This is a genomic window from Paracoccus zhejiangensis, from assembly GCF_002847445.1.
Classification (GTDB): Bacteria; Pseudomonadota; Alphaproteobacteria; order Rhodobacterales; family Rhodobacteraceae; genus Paracoccus; species Paracoccus zhejiangensis.
Genome location: NZ_CP025432.1, coordinates 105,796 through 122,563, shown reverse-complemented (window position 1 = coordinate 122,563; position 16,768 = coordinate 105,796). Strand labels below are relative to the sequence as shown.

The 16,768-nt window shown below is 63.8% G+C and carries 14 protein-coding genes; 1 reads left to right on the top strand and 13 read right to left on the bottom strand.

What is annotated here, in order from left to right:
• Window positions 1-10: 10 nt before the first annotated feature.
• The 9 genes from CX676_RS21100 to CX676_RS21060 are packed head-to-tail and all read right to left on the bottom strand — an operon-like array spanning window position 11 to window position 12,778.
• A complete protein-coding gene (locus tag CX676_RS21100) occupies window positions 11-1,288 on the bottom strand; it encodes a molybdopterin molybdotransferase MoeA (protein ID WP_101754761.1) in 1,278 nt (425 codons plus the stop codon).
• The gene (locus CX676_RS21095; protein WP_101754760.1) at window positions 1,285-1,902 is read right to left on the bottom strand and encodes a carbonic anhydrase; all 618 of its coding nucleotides are present in this window, start codon (window positions 1,900-1,902) and stop codon (window positions 1,285-1,287) included. Before CX676_RS21095 ends, CX676_RS21100 begins: the two co-directional genes overlap by 4 nt.
• Entirely contained in the window at window positions 1,892-2,461 is a 570-nt protein-coding gene (locus CX676_RS21090; RefSeq protein ID WP_101754759.1) for a hemerythrin domain-containing protein, read from the bottom strand. Before CX676_RS21090 ends, CX676_RS21095 begins: the two co-directional genes overlap by 11 nt.
• Before the next feature lie 20 nt (window positions 2,462-2,481).
• Window positions 2,482-3,276 (bottom strand): peptidylprolyl isomerase, encoded by a 795-nt coding sequence (locus CX676_RS21085; protein WP_101754758.1) that lies wholly within the window; start codon window positions 3,274-3,276, stop codon window positions 2,482-2,484.
• 5 nt (window positions 3,277-3,281) lie between these two features.
• Window positions 3,282-4,067 carry a respiratory nitrate reductase subunit gamma gene (gene narI / locus CX676_RS21080; RefSeq protein WP_101754757.1) on the bottom strand — a complete coding sequence of 262 codons (786 nt, stop codon included), beginning with the start codon at window positions 4,065-4,067 and terminating at the stop codon, window positions 3,282-3,284.
• Window position 4,068: 1 nt separating this feature from the next.
• The gene (narJ, locus tag CX676_RS21075; protein ID WP_101754756.1) at window positions 4,069-4,770 is read right to left on the bottom strand and encodes a nitrate reductase molybdenum cofactor assembly chaperone; all 702 of its coding nucleotides are present in this window, start codon (window positions 4,768-4,770) and stop codon (window positions 4,069-4,071) included.
• Window positions 4,770-6,296, bottom strand: a complete 1,527-nt coding sequence (gene narH, locus CX676_RS21070; protein WP_101754755.1) for a nitrate reductase subunit beta — start codon at window positions 6,294-6,296, stop codon at window positions 4,770-4,772. The genes narJ and narH overlap by 1 nt, the downstream gene beginning before the upstream one ends.
• On the bottom strand, window positions 6,293-10,039 hold the full coding sequence (locus CX676_RS21065; RefSeq protein ID WP_101754754.1) for a nitrate reductase subunit alpha: 3,747 nt from the start codon (window positions 10,037-10,039) through the stop codon (window positions 6,293-6,295). The genes narH and CX676_RS21065 overlap by 4 nt, the downstream gene beginning before the upstream one ends.
• Window positions 10,040-10,054: 15 nt before the next feature.
• On the bottom strand, window positions 10,055-12,778 hold the full coding sequence (locus CX676_RS21060) for a nitrate/nitrite transporter (RefSeq protein WP_101754753.1): 2,724 nt from the start codon (window positions 12,776-12,778) through the stop codon (window positions 10,055-10,057).
• A 252-nt stretch (window positions 12,779-13,030) separates the two neighbouring features.
• Here CX676_RS21060 and CX676_RS21055 point away from each other — a divergent pair, with 252 nt between their 5' ends.
• Window positions 13,031-13,729 carry a cyclic nucleotide-binding domain-containing protein gene (locus tag CX676_RS21055; protein ID WP_101754752.1) on the top strand — a complete coding sequence of 233 codons (699 nt, stop codon included), beginning with the start codon at window positions 13,031-13,033 and terminating at the stop codon, window positions 13,727-13,729.
• A 3-nt stretch (window positions 13,730-13,732) separates the two neighbouring features.
• Here CX676_RS21055 and CX676_RS21050 read toward each other — a convergent pair whose 3' ends face one another.
• Genes CX676_RS21050 through CX676_RS21035 form a run of 4 tightly spaced genes read right to left on the bottom strand, consistent with a single transcriptional unit; the run spans window position 13,733 to window position 16,758 of the window.
• A complete protein-coding gene (locus CX676_RS21050; RefSeq protein ID WP_101754751.1) occupies window positions 13,733-14,383 on the bottom strand; it encodes an NnrU family protein in 651 nt (216 codons plus the stop codon).
• A gap of 8 nt (window positions 14,384-14,391) precedes the next feature.
• Window positions 14,392-15,597: an NnrS family protein gene (locus CX676_RS21045; protein WP_101754750.1), complete on the bottom strand. Its 1,206-nt coding sequence runs from the start codon at window positions 15,595-15,597 to the stop codon at window positions 14,392-14,394.
• Complete coding sequence (locus CX676_RS21040) at window positions 15,594-16,280, bottom strand: 5-formyltetrahydrofolate cyclo-ligase (RefSeq protein WP_101754749.1); 687 nt, start codon at window positions 16,278-16,280, stop codon at window positions 15,594-15,596. Before CX676_RS21040 ends, CX676_RS21045 begins: the two co-directional genes overlap by 4 nt.
• Window positions 16,273-16,758, bottom strand: coding sequence for a hemerythrin domain-containing protein (locus tag CX676_RS21035; RefSeq protein WP_101754748.1), 486 nt, complete (start codon window positions 16,756-16,758; stop codon window positions 16,273-16,275). The genes CX676_RS21040 and CX676_RS21035 overlap by 8 nt, the downstream gene beginning before the upstream one ends.
• Between the last annotated feature and the right edge of the window lie 10 nt (window positions 16,759-16,768).

The following is a 16,768-nucleotide window of genomic DNA, read 5'->3' as shown; positions in this document are numbered from 1 at the left end:
TTGGTAGTCCTCAGTTTGGGCAGAAGGGCTGGAATTCGACCAATGCCCCAGCGGGAAGAATGTCAGCATCGGCGGGTAGGTAGATCAGGCCAGACGCCATGGAGAGGCCCGCCACACGAGAGGAATGCGTCTCCGGCTCAAAGCCTACGACTTCCCGTCCGTGCGGATCAAAACCGGTGCAATACGCGGGGCGAACCTCGCAACGCCCTGGATTGCGGGTGATGTCCTGTGAGATGACGACAAGCCTGCGTGCGACGCCGTGGCCAATCTCGCCAGTCATGCGCCTGACCAGCGCCTCGCCGAACAGATGCCAGGTGATGAAGGCAGACAGCGGGTTGCCGGGAAGGCCAAGCCACAGGGCCCCCCGGACCTGCCCGAACGAGACCGGTTTGCCCGGTTTGATTGCGACACCACTGAAGATGATATCGGCCCCCATGGCGGTGAGGGCAGGCTTCACATGATCCTCTTCGCCAACCGAAATCCCGCCCGTGGTGATCAGCAGGTCAGCGATTTCCGCCAGTTCGGCGATCTGCAGGAACAGCCCATCCCGGCTGTCGAGACCCGTTTCAACGGCGACCAGATCGATGTCCGGTCGCATCAGGGCCGCGCGCAGCATTGGCGTGTTCACGTCCCAGATCTGCGCCGCCGACCGGTCTGCGCCCGCTTGCCGGATTTCATCTCCGGTCACCAGAAGTGCTACGCGCAGGGGTCTGCGGACGCGCACCTGTGCCGCCCCGGCTGCGGCACAGACCGCGATTTCGCGGGTGCCGAGGCGTCTCCCCTTTTTCAGGACGAGGGCGCCCGCAGCCATCTCGCTGCCCGCGCGGCGGATGTTCAGGCCAGGCGGCGGGCGGTGGTCGATGCGGATGGTTGTTCCGGTCCGCTGGACGTCTTCCTGCATTACAACCGCATCCGCGCCGACCGGGATCGGGGCGCCGGTGAAGATGCGACTGGCCTGCAGGCCTGACAGCGGCGCGGCCGTCTGCCCGGCTGGAATGCGCGCGGCGACCGGCACGTCCCACGGTCCCTGACCGGTCAAGGCAGACGTTGCGACCGCATAGCCGTCCATCGCGGAATTGTCGAAGGGCGGTGTGGGTAGAAGCGCTGTGACAGGATCAGCAAGGATGCGGCCAAGGGCGTGATCGGTCGCAAGAAGCTCGGTTCCCGTGACCGCAGTCGTCCGGTCGCGGATCAGCGCCAGGGCGTCATCGACGCTGAGGAGGGCTTTGGCCGTGTCGCGCCGGTCGCAGCCACAGCCCGACGTGCCGATGGGTTGCAGGATGGTCATTCCGCTGCCTCCTCTTTGAAATGGCCCGGCCCGATAGTGCAGTCCAGATCGCGCAGGCGGCCGTCCTTCAGGCCGTAGATCAGGCCATGGATGCGGACATTCGCGCCGCGCCGCCGCGCCCGCTGCAGGATCGGCGTCTCGCAGACGCGGCGGACACCTTCGACCACGTTGAATTCGGCCAGACGGTCCCGTCGGCCTTCCAGGTCCGGCTCGCGGCCCAGATCGACGGCATAGGCCCGCGCCAACCGCCGGATCGGTTCAAGCCAGTGGTCCACCAGACCATGCGGCAGGTCCTCGGTCGCGGCCTTGATCCCGCCGCAGCCGTAGTGGCCACAGACGATGATTTCCCGCACTTTCAGCGCCTCGACCGCGAATTCCAGCGCCGACAGAAGGTTCATATCCGACGAGTGGACGATGTTGGCCACGTTTCGATGGACAAACACCTCGCCCGGATCAAGGCCCGCGACTACGTTGGCCGGAACCCGGCTGTCCGAACAGCCGATCCAGAAGAATTCGGGCGCCTGCAAGGCTGCAAGACGGGTGAAATAGCCCGGTTCCTGCGCCTGCCGCTTGGCCGACCAGTCCCGGTTACGCTGCAGAACATCATTCAGCATTCGGGGTCTCCGAAAGTTGGGTCAGCCCCCGTCGCGCCCGCATATGTGCGGACAGCCTTGCCAGATCGGCCCGGGTCAGCCGGGCGCGGGCGATGGGCAGCAGGATCGCATTTTCGGCGACAAGATGACGGCGCACATGCCCCGCGAAGCTCGTCAGCATCGCACGCCCCTCGGCCGAAAGATCGGACCCGGCATCAAGGCAGTCGGCAAGCGTTGCCCGAACGTCGGGCAAGAGGCGCAGAGCTTCATTCTGATCGATCCTGATCCGGTTGATTGCGCTTTCGATGCAGTCCTCGGCCGTGCAGCGTTTCGCAAGAAGCGGAAACAGATCCTCGGCCTCATCGCGGAGATGCACATTCAGCTCTTCGTTCAGAAAGCGCAGCACGGTCAGCGCGGACAGTCGGTCGAGGTGCGCGGCCAGTGCAATTGCGTCAATCACCGCGCAAATCTGGCGTTCGCGCAGATGATCTTCGCTGATGAAGTCGAGAGGCCGACCAAGAAGGCCGGGATGCGTGGGCGCATCCCCGCTGCCGCGTCGCACTGGCTCTGCCGTCTTCATGATGCGCCCTTTCGCGTGGCTCAGATCGGGGCGAGGCTTGCGCCGGTAATCGTCGCCCCTTTGGCAAGCGTCTCGACGAATCCCCGTGATGCGCGCGCCCAGGCGGCCTTTTCCAATGCCTGTGCGATCTTTGGACGGACCGTTTCATAGGGCAGAACCTGCCCCTGGGCGGTGGCGTTCAGGCGGATGATGTGCCAGCCGTGCCGCGACAGGACCGGGGCGGGTGTCATGCCGCCTTCGGTCAGGGTGCGCAGCGCCAACTCGAATTCGGGCACGGTATCGCCGGGGCCAAGCTGGCCAAGATGCCCGCCCGCTGCCTTTGATCCGCAATCGCTTTCGCGGGCGGCGGAGGCAAAGCCTTTGGCGTCGCCCTTCAGCCGCGCAAGGATAGCCTGCGCGCGGGCGCCTGCCAAGGCAGACTCGGCGTCGTCACGCGGATCGCAGGCGCACAGGATGTGCGAAACGTCCCACAACGGGGCCGAGCGATAGCGGCCAGGGTCGCGCGCCCATTCGGCGCGGATGGCTTCCTCCGTCACTGGAGCGATGGACAGCGCGTCGTCCAGAAGCGCGCGGATCAGTGCCTCATCTTCGGTCTCGACCCGGCCGGGGGACAGCTCTTCCGGGTCCGGCTGCAGTCCGCGCGCCCGAGCCTCTTGCAAGAGAAGGGTTCGGATCGCCAGTGCCTGCGCCGCCTTGCGCCAGGATATGCCGGGCTTGTCCTTGGGCGCGCTGTGGTTCTGGGCCTCGGCAGCAATCGCCGCCGAGGGGATGGTTTCGCCGTTCACGGTGACATCAGGGAAAAGGGCGATGTTCATGGCAGTTACTCCGCCGGAGTGGTGGCTGAAGGGCCGGGCTTGGCCTGCCGTGCGTCAAAGGCACGGCGGCGTTCTTCCAGCGGGCGGCGGCGGCGCGACCGCACGATCTGATAGCCGGGCCGCGTCAGAAGATAGCGGAAGGGCGCGGCGAAACCGGACCAGATATGAACCAGCCGGGTGAAGGGAAACAGCATGGTGATGATCAGGCCAAGGAAGATGTGCAGCTTGAACAGCCAGTGCACGTCGACCACGGTGACCCAGGCGTTCACGTTCCAGGTGACCACGCTTTGCGACCATTCCATGAAGCGGATCATCTCGGCGCCGTCCATGTGTTGCAGCGACTGGGTGATGGTCAGAAGGCCAATGGCCAGCTGCAGCCAGATCAGCAGCAGGATCAGGATGTCCAACGTGGTCGAGGTGGCGCGGATGCGCGGGTCGGTCAGGCGGCGGTGGATCAGCATCGTGCCGCCGATCAGCGCGGCAAGGCCCGCCGGCCCGCCGATCAGCACGGCCAGCCATTGCTTCAGCCCGTAGGGTACGCCAAGCGCATCCAGCACCCAGACCGGGGTGAAAAGACCGACAAGGTGGCCAAAGAACACCGTCAGGATGCCGACATGGAACAGGATCGAGCCCCAGATCAGTTGCTTCTTGCGCAAAAGCTGGCTGGAGGAGCTTTTCCAGGTGAAGGGGTCGCGTTCATAGCGCGCGATGGAGCCGACAAGGAACACGGTCAGCGCGACATAGGGCATGACCCCGAAGATGACGAAGTTGATGTCGAAATCGCCGAACATGTCATGCGCTCCTGTTCAGGGGGGTGGGGGCTGGCTTGTCCATGGTGGCCAGCATGTCGCGGACCTGCGGGCAGCCAGCGTTTGGGTCGGGCCCGAAGGTCACTTCGGTTTCCTCCCACACCGCATCCAGCGCGGTGAGATCGGTCGGATCGTCGTCGGCCTGCGCCAGCATTCCCGCCACGGCTTCGACATCGGCCTGTCCGCCTGCAAGCTGGGAAAGAGCGGCGAACGCGGCGTCATATCCGCTTTCGCGCCGGACCAGCCGGGTTGCGAGAGCGTCAAGGATATGCGCCGCGTCCGCCAAGGTTTCCTGCGCTTCGGCGAAGGGACGCGTCGACAGGAATTCCAGCAGCACCGGCAGGTGGTCGGGCAGTTCCGTGGTGGCAGGCTCAAAACCCGCCGCCCGGTAGGTTTCGATCAGGCTGACCATCGCACCGCCCCGGTCCCGGCTTTCGCCGTGGACATGTTCGAAGAGGTTCAATGACAGCGTGCGTGAGCGGTCGAACAGCATGACATAGCTTTCCTGCACGTCGAACAGGTCACCCTGTCCGAGGTTGCTGGTCAGCCGTTGCAGCGCGGCGCGGGTTGCAGGTGTCAGCCGGGGATCGGCGGCGAGGATGGCCCCGATTTCCGGCATAGCCTCCTGCAGTTCCGCCGTCGGATAGCTGAGGATCAGTGACAGTGCCTTGAGTGTGCGGTCCATCAGAATGACTCCAGCGGAAGGGCGAAGGACTTCTTCTTGCCGCCGAACAGGCTGGTCTTGCCGGTGTCGCCCGAGGAACAGCCGTTACCGTCGGTAAAGCCGCAGCCGCCCCGGATGTCGGCCCCCGCTTCGTTCTGTTCGCGGTGCGCGGTGGGGATGGCGAAGCGGTCCTCGTAGTCGGCGATGGCCATGATCTTGTACATGTCCTCGATCATCCGGCCCGACATGCCGACGCGGGCCGCGATGCCTTCGTCGCGGACGCCGTCCACCGTCAGCGCCCGCATGTAGAGGCGCATGGCTGACATGCGCTCCAGCGCGTGAACGATGGGTTCTTCGTCGCCTGCAGTAAGCATGTTGGCCAGATACTGCACGGGAATACGCAAGCTGCGCACATCGGGCATCTGGTCGCTCATCGCGATCTGACCCGCTTGTGCTGCGTTTTGGATCGGCGACAGCGGCGGGATGTACCAGACCATCGGCAGGGTGCGGTATTCGGGATGCAGCGGGAAGGCGACCTTCCATTCCATCGCCATTTTCCAGATCGGGCTGACCTTGGCGGATTCGATCCAGTCCTCCGGCACGCCATCACGGCGGGCGGCGGCGATCACTTCGGGATCGTTCGGGTCCAGGAACACGTCAAGCTGAGCGCCATAAAGGTCGGTCTCTCGTTCGCTGCTGGCAGCCGCCTCGATCTTGTCGGCGTCGTAAAGGATGACGCCCAGATAGCGGATGCGCCCGACGCAGGTTTCCGAACAGACGGTGGGCTGGCCGGACTCAATCCGCGGATAGCAGAAGGTGCATTTCTCGGATTTGCCGGATTCCCAGTTGTAATAGACCTTCTTGTAGGGGCAGCCGGTGATGCACATCCGCCAGCCCCGGCACTTTTCCTGGTCGATCAGCACGATGCCGTCTTCCTCGCGCTTGTAGATCGCGCCCGAGGGGCACGAAGCGGCGCAGGTCGGGTTCAGGCAGTGTTCGCACAGCCTGGGCAGATACATCATGAAGGTATTCTCATACTCTCCATAGATCTGCTTCTGGATGTTCTCGAAGTTGTAATCCTTGGACCGTTTCGAGAATTCGCCGCCCAGGATTTCCTCCCAGTTCGGGCCCTTTTCGATCTTCTCCATCCTTCCGCCCGTGATCTTGGAGCGGGGGCGCGCGGTGGGGAAGGCGTTCATGTCGGGCGCGGATTTCAGGTGGTCATAGTCGAAATCGAACGGCTCATAGTAGTCGTCGATTTCCGGCATCGAGGGGTTGGCGAAGATGTTCGCCAGAATCCGCCATTTCGAGCCCTGCTTGGGGTGCAACTTGCCCGATTTCGACCGCGACCACCCGCCGTTCCAACGCTTCTGGTTTTCCCAGTCGGTCGGATAGCCGGTGCCGGGCTTGGTTTCGACGTTGTTGAACCAGGCGTATTCAACGCCTTCGCGGCTGGTCCAGACGTTCTTGCAGGTGACGGAACAGGTGTGACAGCCGATGCACTTGTCCAGGTTCAGAACTTTGCCGATTTGCGCGCGAACTTTCATTCCGCTGCCTCCACATTGCGGGTTGCGGGCGTATCCAGCCAGTCAACTTTCTTCATTTTCCGCACGATCACGAACTCGTCGCGGTTGCTGCCGACGGTGCCGTAGTAGTTGAACCCGTAGGACAATTGCGCATAGCCGCCGATCATGTGGGTGGGCTTCAGCGTTGTGCGCGTGACCGAGTTGTGGATGCCGCCGCGATTGCCGGTCTTTTCCGAACCGGGCGTGTTCACGATCTTTTCCTGCGCGTGGTACATGAACAGCGTGCCCTGCTTGATGCGCTGGGACACCACCACCCGCGCGGTCAGGGCGCCGTTGATGTTGTAGGCCTCGACCCAGTCGTTATCGACAAGGCCCGCTTTTTGGGCGTCGATCTCGGACATCCAGACCACCGGGCCGCCCCTGTTCAGCGTTAGCATCAGAAGGTTGTCGGTATAGGTCGAGTGGATGCCCCATTTCTGGTGCGGCGTGATGAAGTTCAGCACCACATGCGGATTGCCCTCGGCCGCATCATTGTTGACGGCCTTGGTGATGGTCTTCAGGTCCACCGGCGGGCGATAGCTGACGAAACCTTCGCCAAAGGCCCGCATCCAGAGGTGATCCTGATAAAGCTGCTGGCGGCCGGTCAGGGTGCGCCACGGGATCAGTTCGTGGACGTTGGTGTAGCCCGCGTTGTAGCAGACCGTTTCCGATTCAATCCCCGACCAGGTGGGACTGGAGATAATCTTGCGCGGTTGCGCCGCGATATCGCGGAAGCGGATCTTGGTATGATGCGCGCCTTCGGCCAGGTGGGCATGGTGGCGGCCGGTGGGTTTTTCCAGCTCTTCCCACGCCTTGACGGCCACTTCGCCGTTGGTTTCGGGGGCCAGCATCAGGATCATTTCCGCCGCCTGAATGGCGGTATCCAGCTTGGCGAGACCATGCGACACGCCCTCATCCTGCACCACGCCATTCAGATCGCGCAGCAGGCCAACCTCGACCTTGGTATCCCAGTTGATCCCCTTGCCGCCGTTGCCGAGTTTTTCCAGCAAGGGCCCGACCGAGGTGAACTTCTTGTAGAGGTTCGGATAATCCCGTTCGACCGCGATATAATTGGGCGCGGTCTTGCCGGGGATCAGGTCACATTCGCCCTTCTTCCAGTCGCGGACATGCGCCTGCGCCAACTCGCCGGGGGTGTCGTGCAGCAGGGGAAGCTGGACGATGTCGGTCTCAACCCCCAGCACTTCCGGGGCGACTTCGCTGAACTTCTTCGCGATGGACTTGAAGATTTCCCAGTCGGATTTCGACTCGTAGGCCGGGTCCACCGCCGCCTGCAGCGGGTGGATGAAGGGGTGCATGTCGGACGTGTTCAGGTCGTCCTTTTCGTACCAGCTGGCCGTCGGCAGCACGATGTCGGAATAGACGCAGGTGGTGGACATCCGGAAGTCGATGGTCACCAGAAGGTCAAGTTTGCCCTTCGGCGCCTCGTCATGCCAGACGGCCTCGACCGGCTTGGCATGGCCTTCCTCGCCCAGATCCTTGCCCATCACGCCGTGATCGGTGCCCAGAAGGTGCTTGAGGAAGTATTCGTGCCCTTTGCCGCTGGACCCCAGCAGGTTTGACCGCCAGACAAACAGGTTGCGCGGCCAATTCTCCGGGGCGTCCGGGTCTTCGCAGGACATCTGCAGACGCCCCGCCTTCAATTCTTCGGCCACATAGGCCGGAATGGCCTTGCCTGCGGCCTTGGCCGCTTTCGACACCTCCAGCGGGTTGGTCTTCAGCTGCGGCGCAGACGGCAGCCAGCCCATCCGTTCGGCGCGGATGTTGTAGTCGATCAGGGAGATATCCCAGTCGCCCTTGGGCGCGGTCGGCGACAGGATTTCGCCCGCGCGGAGCGTCTCATAGCGCCACTGGTCGGTATGGGCATACCAGGCTGAGGTCGAGTTCATGTGCCGGGGTGGGCGGTTCCAGTCCAGCGCGAAGGCCAGAGGTGCCCAGCCGGTCTGCGGGCGCAGCTTCTCCTGCCCCACATAATGCGACCAGCCGCCGCCTTCCTGACCGATGCAACCGCACATCACCAGCATGTTGATGATGCCGCGATAGTTCATGTCCATGTGGTACCAGTGGTTCAGACCGGCCCCGAGGATGACCATCGACTTGCCATGGGTTTTTTCGGCATTGCCCGCAAATTCCCGCGCCACGGCGATGATCTTTTCCCGGTCGACTCCGGTGATCTTTTCGGCCCAGGCGGGGGTATAGGGGCTGTCGTCGTTGAAGTCCTTGGACACCCATTTGCCGCCAAGGCCACGGTCCAGCCCGTAGTTGGCGCAGAAGAGGTCGAACACCGTGGCGACCAGCGCCGTCTGACCGTCAGCCAGCGTGACGCGGCGGGCAGGGATCTTGCGGGTCAGCACCTCCGGATGGTCGCATTTCACGAAATCGCCGGTTGCGACGCCGCCGAAATAGGGGAAGTCGACGCCGACAACCTCGTCGTGATGCTCGTCCAGGATCTGGCTGAGCCGCAGGTTCGCCTCGGCCCCCTTGGCGCGCTGTTCAAGGTTCCACTTGCCTTCCTCGCCCCAGCGGAAACCGATGGAGCCGTTGGGGGCGACGATCTGGCCCGAAGCCTCGTCATAAGCGACTGTCTTCCAGTCGGGGTTGTTGGTTTCGCCCAACTGACCCGCGAAATCCTCGGCGCGCAGCATGCGGCCGGGGACAAGGTGGCCGTCGCGGTCTTCCAGCCGGACCAGCATCGGCATGTCGGTGTATTTGCGGGCGTAGTCCTCGAAATACTCGGCCTGCCGATCCAGGTGATATTCGCGCAGGATCACATGGCCCATTGCCATCGCCAGCGCCGCATCGGTGCCCGCCTGCGGGTTCAACCAGATGTCGCCGAACTTGGCGGCCTCGGAATAATCCGGGCTGACCACGGCGGACTTGGTGCCGCGATAGCGGACCTCGGTATAGAAATGCGCATCCGGCGTGCGGGTCTGCGGCACGTTCGAGCCCCAGAGCATCAGGAACCCGGCGTTGTACCAGTCAGCCGATTCCGGCACGTCGGTCTGTTCGCCCCAGGTTTGCGGGCTGGCGGGCGGCAAGTCGCAATACCAGTCGTAGAACGACATGCAGGTGCCGCCGAGCAGCGAAAGATACCGCGATCCGGCAGCATAGCTGACCATCGACATCGCGGGGATCGGCGAGAAGCCGAACACCCGGTCCGGGCCATGGGTCTTGGCGGTATAGGCATTGGCTGCGGCGATGATCTCGGTCGCCTCGTCCCAGGTGGCGCGCACAAAACCACCCTTGCCGCGCGTCTTGGTATAGCTGGCGCGCAATTTGGGATCATTCTGGATCGCGGCCCAGGCGGCCACCGGAGCCATGGTGGGCCGCATCTTGCGCCAGGCGCGCATCAGCGCGCCCCGGATCAGCGGGTTCTTCACCCGGTTGGCGGAATAGAGATACCAGCTGTAGGACGCCCCCCGCGCGCAGCCGCGCGGTTCGTGGTTCGGCAGGCCCGCCCGGGTGCGGGGATAGTCGGTCTGCTGGGTTTCCCACGTCACGATGCCGGATTTGACGTAGATCTTCCACGAACAGGACCCGGTGCAGTTCACCCCATGGGTTGACCGCACGATCTTGTCGTGCCGCCAGCGGTTCCGATAGGTGTCCTCCCAGTCGCGGTTTTCCCGCGTGGTTTGACCCCAGCCATCCGAGAACTGTTCCAACTCCTTGCTTTGGAAGAAGTTTAGTCTGTCGAGAAGGTGGCTCATCTTGGCGTCCTTTCGTTATTCTGCGGGATGGGCAGCGGCGCCCGAAGAGGCACGGCCGCGCTCGATATCGTGGAGAAGCCCGCCGGGGCGCGTGTAGACGACCCAGGTGATGGCAAGGCAGACGACGTAGAAGGCCAGGAACAGCCACAGCGCGCCGATCGGGCTGCCGGTCATGGCGATGGACGAGCCATAGGCCTTGGGGATGAAGAACCCGCCATAGGCCCCGATGGCGCTGGTGAAGGCGACGATACCGCCCGATTCCATCGCGATCTGTCGGGCGCGGTCTGCCCCGGCCAGCTGCGGCATCAGGCGCGGCACTTCGCGGCCCATGATCACCGGGATCATCTGGAAGGTCGACGCATTGCCGACCCCGGTGAAGAAGAACAGCGCCATGAACCCGGCGAAGAACCCGGCAAAGCTGCCCGCCTGCAGCGACAGGATCACACCAAGGACCGAGGCGATCATGCCGACGAAGACCCAGAAGGTGACCCGCCCGCCGCCGAACTTGTCAGACACCCAGCCCGTACCCGCGCGGGACAGCGCACCGACAAGGGGACCGAGGAAGACGTATTGCAGGGCGTTGATGTCCGGAAAGGCGATCCGGCTCAGCAGCGGAAAGCCAGCCGAATAACCGATGAAGCTGCCGAAGGTGCCGATATAGAGGACGCACATCAGCCAGTTGTGGGTGCGTCCGAAGATCACCGATTGCTGGGCAAAGCTGGCCTTGGCGTCGGCGATGTCATTCATCCCGACCCATGCCGCGATGGTCGAGATCAGGATGAACGGCACCCAGATGAACCCTGCGTTCTGCATCCAGAGCTCGCCACCTTCGGTCAGGGCTTGCGGTGCCCCTCCCATCGCTCCGAAGACGCCCACGGAGATGACCAGCGGCACCAGGAACTGCATGACGCTGACGCCAAGGTTGCCAAGGCCTGCGTTCAGCGCCAGGGCGTTGCCCTTTTCGGCCTTGGGGAAGAAGTAGCCGATGTTGGCCATGGAGGAGGCAAAGTTGGCCCCGCCAAGCCCGCACAGCAGCGCCAGCACCAGGAAGATGAAGTAGGGGGTCTCCGGGTTCTGCACCGCATAGCCGATCCCGATGGCAGGCAGCATCAGTGAGGCGGTGGACAGCGTCGTCCAAAGCCTGCCGCCAAAGATCGGCACCATGAAGCCGTAGAAGATCCGCAGTGTCGCGCCTGACAGGGCGGGCAGGGCCGCCAGCCAGAACAGTTGCTCGGGCGTGAAGGCAAAGCCGATCAGCGGCAGCTTGGCTACGACCATCGACCAGACCATCCAGACCGAGAAGGCCAGCAGCAGCGCCGGGATCGAGATCCAGAGGTTGCGACGGGCAATGCTGCGGCCCTTATCGGCCCAGAACGCGGGTTCTTCGGGACGCCAATCCTCCAGCACGCGGGGCATGGTGGTGCGGTCCGGGTGGTGGATGGCCTGCATTTCCGGCAGTTGCGGCAGGCTGTCCAAGGCCTCGCCATGGGCGGCACGTTCCATCGCGCGGACCGACAGGTGCATCCAGGTCAGGGCCAGGGCGACCAGCACGAACAGCAGGGCAAAGCACGAGGTGTAGATGCCGGTCAGGTCCAGAAGCGCGCCGAAGGCGATGGGCAGAACAAAGCCGCCAAGCCCGCCGATCATGCCGACAAGACCCCCGACTGCGCCGACATGGTTGGGGTAGTAGACCGGGATGTGCTTGAAGACCGCCGCCTTGCCGAGGCTCATGAAGAAGCCAAGCGCGAACAGGGTGGCGATGAAGGGCCACAGGCCCATGCTGGTCGAAAAGGCGATCGGGCCGTCCTTGCCCTGGATGATGTAATCCGTTGGCGGATAGGAGAGCATGAACAGGAACAGCATGGAAAAGCCGAAGGTCCAGTACATGACCGACCGCGCGCCGAACTTGTCCGAGAGGTGCCCGCCATAAGCGCGGAACAGGCTGGCCGACAGGCTGAAGGACGCGGCCGCCATACCCGCCGTGCGCACATCGACGCCGTAGACGTCGATCAGATAGTGCGGCAGCCACAACGCCAGCGCCACGAAGGCACCGAAGACGAAGAAGTAGTACAGCGAGAAACGCCACACCTGCAGATTCTTCAGCGGCGCGAACTGCTGGGCAAATCCAGGAGCCTTGGCACCGGATTTGCGACGCTCCACCAGCGCGGGGTCGTCCTTGGCAAAGACGAAGAAGATCACGCCCATCAGGGCAAGTGCCGCGGCCCAGGTGTTGGCCACACCCTGCCAGCCATAGGCGACCATCACGAAGGGGGCGACGAACTTGGTCACCGCCGCGCCGATATTGCCCGCGCCGAAGATGCCCAGGGCCGTGCCCTGATGGCCCGCGTCATACCAGCGGCTGACATAGGCCACGCCGATGATGAAGGACCCGCCGGCAAGACCCACGCCCAGTGCTGCGACCAGATACATGACGTAGCTGTCGGCGAAGGTCAGCGCCCAGGTGGCCAAAGCCGCAAGGATCATCTGCGCCGAGAACACTAGCCGTCCGCCGTATTTCTCGGTCCAGACGCCGAGGAAAATGCGGGTCAGTGACCCTGTCAGGATCGGCGTGGCGACCAGCAGGCCGAACTGGGTGTCGTTCAAGCCCAGCTCGCCCTTGATGGCGACGCCGATGATGGAAAAGATCGTCCAGACCGCGAAACAGGCGGTGAAGGCTATGGTGCTCAGGCCCAGAGCGCGGTTCTGATCGGCGCGCGAGGCAGTGGCGTGGGACTGCATGGCAGGGGCCTCCGGCGGAATGGCGTGGTCACCCCGAGGCGGGGATTGGCACCAGACCTGCGGGCAAGGCGGCCCAAAGAGTTTGATCTAGATCAAATCACACAAAATATGCTGAAAAATAAATGAGTTATCGTAAATTATCATCTGCGCGCGCAGGCTTGGTCAAGTACAATTCTGCGCTGGTCAATTCATCTCTTGACAAATATCAAGCGCCGAATGGATGCTGGCGTCGTTCGACAGGGGAGTGCAGCCATGCCAGAACAGCATTACCCCGAAGTTCGGGCACTTGGCCTGTTTTCAGGAATGACCGATGAGAATTTCTTTGCGCTGATGCGCGGCGCCTATGTGCAGAACTTTCCCCCGCATATCGAACTGATCAGCGAGGGCGAACCCAGCGACTTCCTGCACGTCGTTCTGTCCGGCTCGGTCGATCTGTTCTCGACCTGGAACGGCCGCGACACCAGTCTTGCGACCGTGCGGCCCGTTTCGACCTTTATCCTGGCAGCAACGATCAAGAACGCGCCCTATCTGATGTCGGCCAGAACGCTGGAAAAAAGCCGGATCGTCCTGATCCCCAGCCAGGACGTGCGGGCCGTCTTCGACGTCGACGGCAGTTTTGCCCGCGCGATCGTGACAGAGCTGGCGCAGTGCTATCGGTCGGTCATCAAGGCTCAGAAGGACTTGAAGCTTCGGACCTCGCTGGAACGGCTGGCAAACTATCTGCTGCGCTATCAAAAGCGCGCCGGTGGGGCTGCCGCGTTCGATCTGGATTTCGAAAAGCGGCGGCTGGCTTCCGTGCTGGGCATGACGCCCGAGAATCTGAGCCGCGCCTTCAAGGGGTTGCAACCATACGGCGTCACGGTCGAGGGCACGCGCATTGCGATTGGCGATCAGGCCGATCTGGAGAGGTTCGCAAGACCCAATCCCTTAATCGACGACCATTCGACCTGATGGTCACGGCAAGGGGCTGACCCCGAAGAGTAACGGGTGCGCGGCGATCAGCAGCAGATAAAGGGCCAAACCCGTCACAAGGCGCAGCAGCGGCAACGGCAGGGGTGCCGCGCCTTTGACCTTTGCGGCCAAAGCGTCCCAATCCTTGCCCATCTCGCGCCGTTTGCGACGGTCGATCAGGCGTCGCCCAAGAAGTGCGAAACCGGTGAAAGTGCCGAACAGGATCACATGCGCAAGGTCACCGTTCGGCACGACATGGACCGTCCCCCACAGCGCCAGCGCGAGAAGCAGCGGATGGCGGTTCAGGCGCACGATCCCCGGACGGGCCGGATCGAACGTCTCGTTCCGGGCTCCGCCAAAGGAAAACGGATTGGGGCGCGCGATGGCCAGTGACAGGATCAGGCAGACCGGCAGCATGACGACAAGGGGGACAAGATACTGCCAGGGGGCCCAGGTCCACAGCGGCACATAGGGCGCCCGGCCCGCGGCCGCGATCAACCAGCCCAGGACGGCAAGCGACAGTGCCGAATAGGCCAGCGTGAAACCGCGTCGGCCGAGGGCCCGCTGAAGGTGCGGGCGCACGGCCGGTCGCAGCGGTAGCGAGTGGGTCAGGAAGAACGCCGCAAACGCTGCCGTGAATTCCAGCCAGTCCATGGCGTTCCTCAGATGCGCTTTGCAGCAGGCAGGCGCAGAAGCAGGCGGCCATAAAGCACCGCAAATCCCGCAAAAGACAGGATCCACGCCATGCCCGCAACCATGTGCAGGACCGACGCTTGGTTCGGCCAGATCCCTGCGGCAAACCGGGCCAGCACCGCCACGACCAGCGCCGCATAGACAAGGACCGTACCGGGCCCGGCGGTCAGGGTCTGTCCGGTGTGGCCAAGCGTGGCCCGGGTCATCACGGCCAGCGTCATCAGTCCAGCCGCACCGCCCATCCAAAGGTGCTGCGCTGCCGCCATGCCAATCAGGCCGGGGGCAAGGATCTCTGCACCCAGTGCCAGGGCGCCGAGCGGCAGGAAAGCATAGCCAAGGTGCAAGACCGCGACCAAGGGTTCGGCCAGCGTCCGGTCCCCAGCCCAGCGCGCCAACCGGACGGCGTGCAGCGTCCCCGCCGTCAGCAGCAGCGCGCCGGTCACCAGGTGATCTGGCAAGACGACCCAGGCCAGAAGAGCGGTCAGCAGGGTCAGAAGCGCTGCCTTGTCGAACCTTTGCATCGGCGGCACGGGCAGCCGCCCCGGCCCGCGCTTGACCAGCCAGTTGCGCGTGAAGGACGGAACGATCCGCCCCCCGATCACCGCAATCATCATGACCATCGCGCCAAGCCCGATCTTCAGACCGTAGCCTTGCGCGGCATAGTCTCCACGCGCGGCCTCGAGATGGAAGATGCCGTTGCCAAGGGTCAGCACGCCCAGCATTGCCAGCACGATCAGGTTGCGCCAGTTCCTGCCCGCCACGATCTCGCGCCCGATCACGGCGGCAAGCGCAACCGGCATCGCAAGGTCGGCCAGCGCCACGGCAATGGGCGGCAGGTAAAGCGATGCCGCAACCGCCAACCGCCCGATCAGCCACAGCGTGAACAGGGCACCGAGCGGCCAGCCGACTATCGGCAACCTGCCGGTCCAGTTCGGAACCGCTGTCAGCAAGAACCCCGCGATGACGGCAGCCACATAACCGAACAGAAATTCGTGCGCATGCCAGGACACCGGGTCAAAGGCGGTCGGCAGGGTCAGATGCCCCGACAGCATCGGCACCCACAGGGCCATCGCCAGAGCGGCCCAGACGCCAGCGCCGAAAAAGAAGGGGCGAAACCCGTAGGTCAGGAGGGCCGGCCCACGCCAGGCGCGCATCTGTTCGGCAGAGCTGGTCATGGGTCCTCGCGCTGAAACTGAACGCCCGCTTCGGTCAGGATGACATCCAGCGGAATGTCGTGAGGCTGGGGAAAGATGGTGGACAGCTGCGCCGCCTGCAATCCGATCCCGATGGTAAATGGTCGTGGCGCCAGCCTGGCCAGGGTGCGGTCGAAATACCCGCCGCCATAGCCCAGCCGGAACCCGGCGCTGTCCCACCCGACGACGGGTGCCAGCGCCACATCGGGTGCAAGTCGGTCAGCCTCGGGTGGGGGCACGGGTATGTTCCAGTTCCCCCGGATCATGTGCAACCCGGGATGCCAGCGACGAAAGACCAGCGGGCTGGCCCGCACTTCCACCACCGGCAGCGCGATGATGACGCCTGCCTCGTGCTGTTCGGCCATCAGTCCGCGCAGATCGGGTTCACCCTTGATCGGCCAATAAGCAGACAGGACCATCCCCGCCGCGCCGTCGAACCTGTCCGACAGGACCTGCCGAAGCTGCTGCGCCAATGCGGCACCTGCGGCCTGCCGGTTAACCACAGAAAGCGCGTCCCGTTCAGCCCGCAGGCGGATTCGTTCGGCCCGTCGCCAGCGCGCCACGTCGCGGGCCTGTTCGGGGTTTGTTGCCAGCGGGTCAAAGTAGTCGGGCGCGATCTCGGCAGCCAGACAGGGTGGCGAGGCATAGCGGACCGGATCAGGCATCGGCACGCCCGGCGGGTTCGAACGGCGGAAACAGCACCTCGTTTTCCAGCCGCATATGTTCGGTCAGGTCGTCGATGAAGTCGGCCAGACCTTCATAGAGCCGCGTCCAGGTGCCGCAGGCCCCGTCGGGCAGGGTCAGGTTGCCAGTCCGGCGCCGGATCTCGGCCACTTCGCGGTCATGCCCGGCGTGATCCGCCCGCATCACCGCAATCGGCGCCTCGATTCCCGGCATCCCGCCGCGGCGGATGGCGGGAAAGAGGATCAGCTCTTCCTTCTTCATGTGGATTTCCATCTCGCCAATCATCTGCTGCAAAAGTACCGAGAGGCCATCTGGCACACCGTCATCGCCGAAATGCACATCCTCGACCCGCTCGGCCATGGCAGCCAGCATCGGCAACTGCTCGCGATGGCGCGCGTGATAGCGCGTCTCGATATAGTGGGTCAGGGCTGCGGCGTCGTTGATCGGGACGGTTGTCATCGTGATGCTC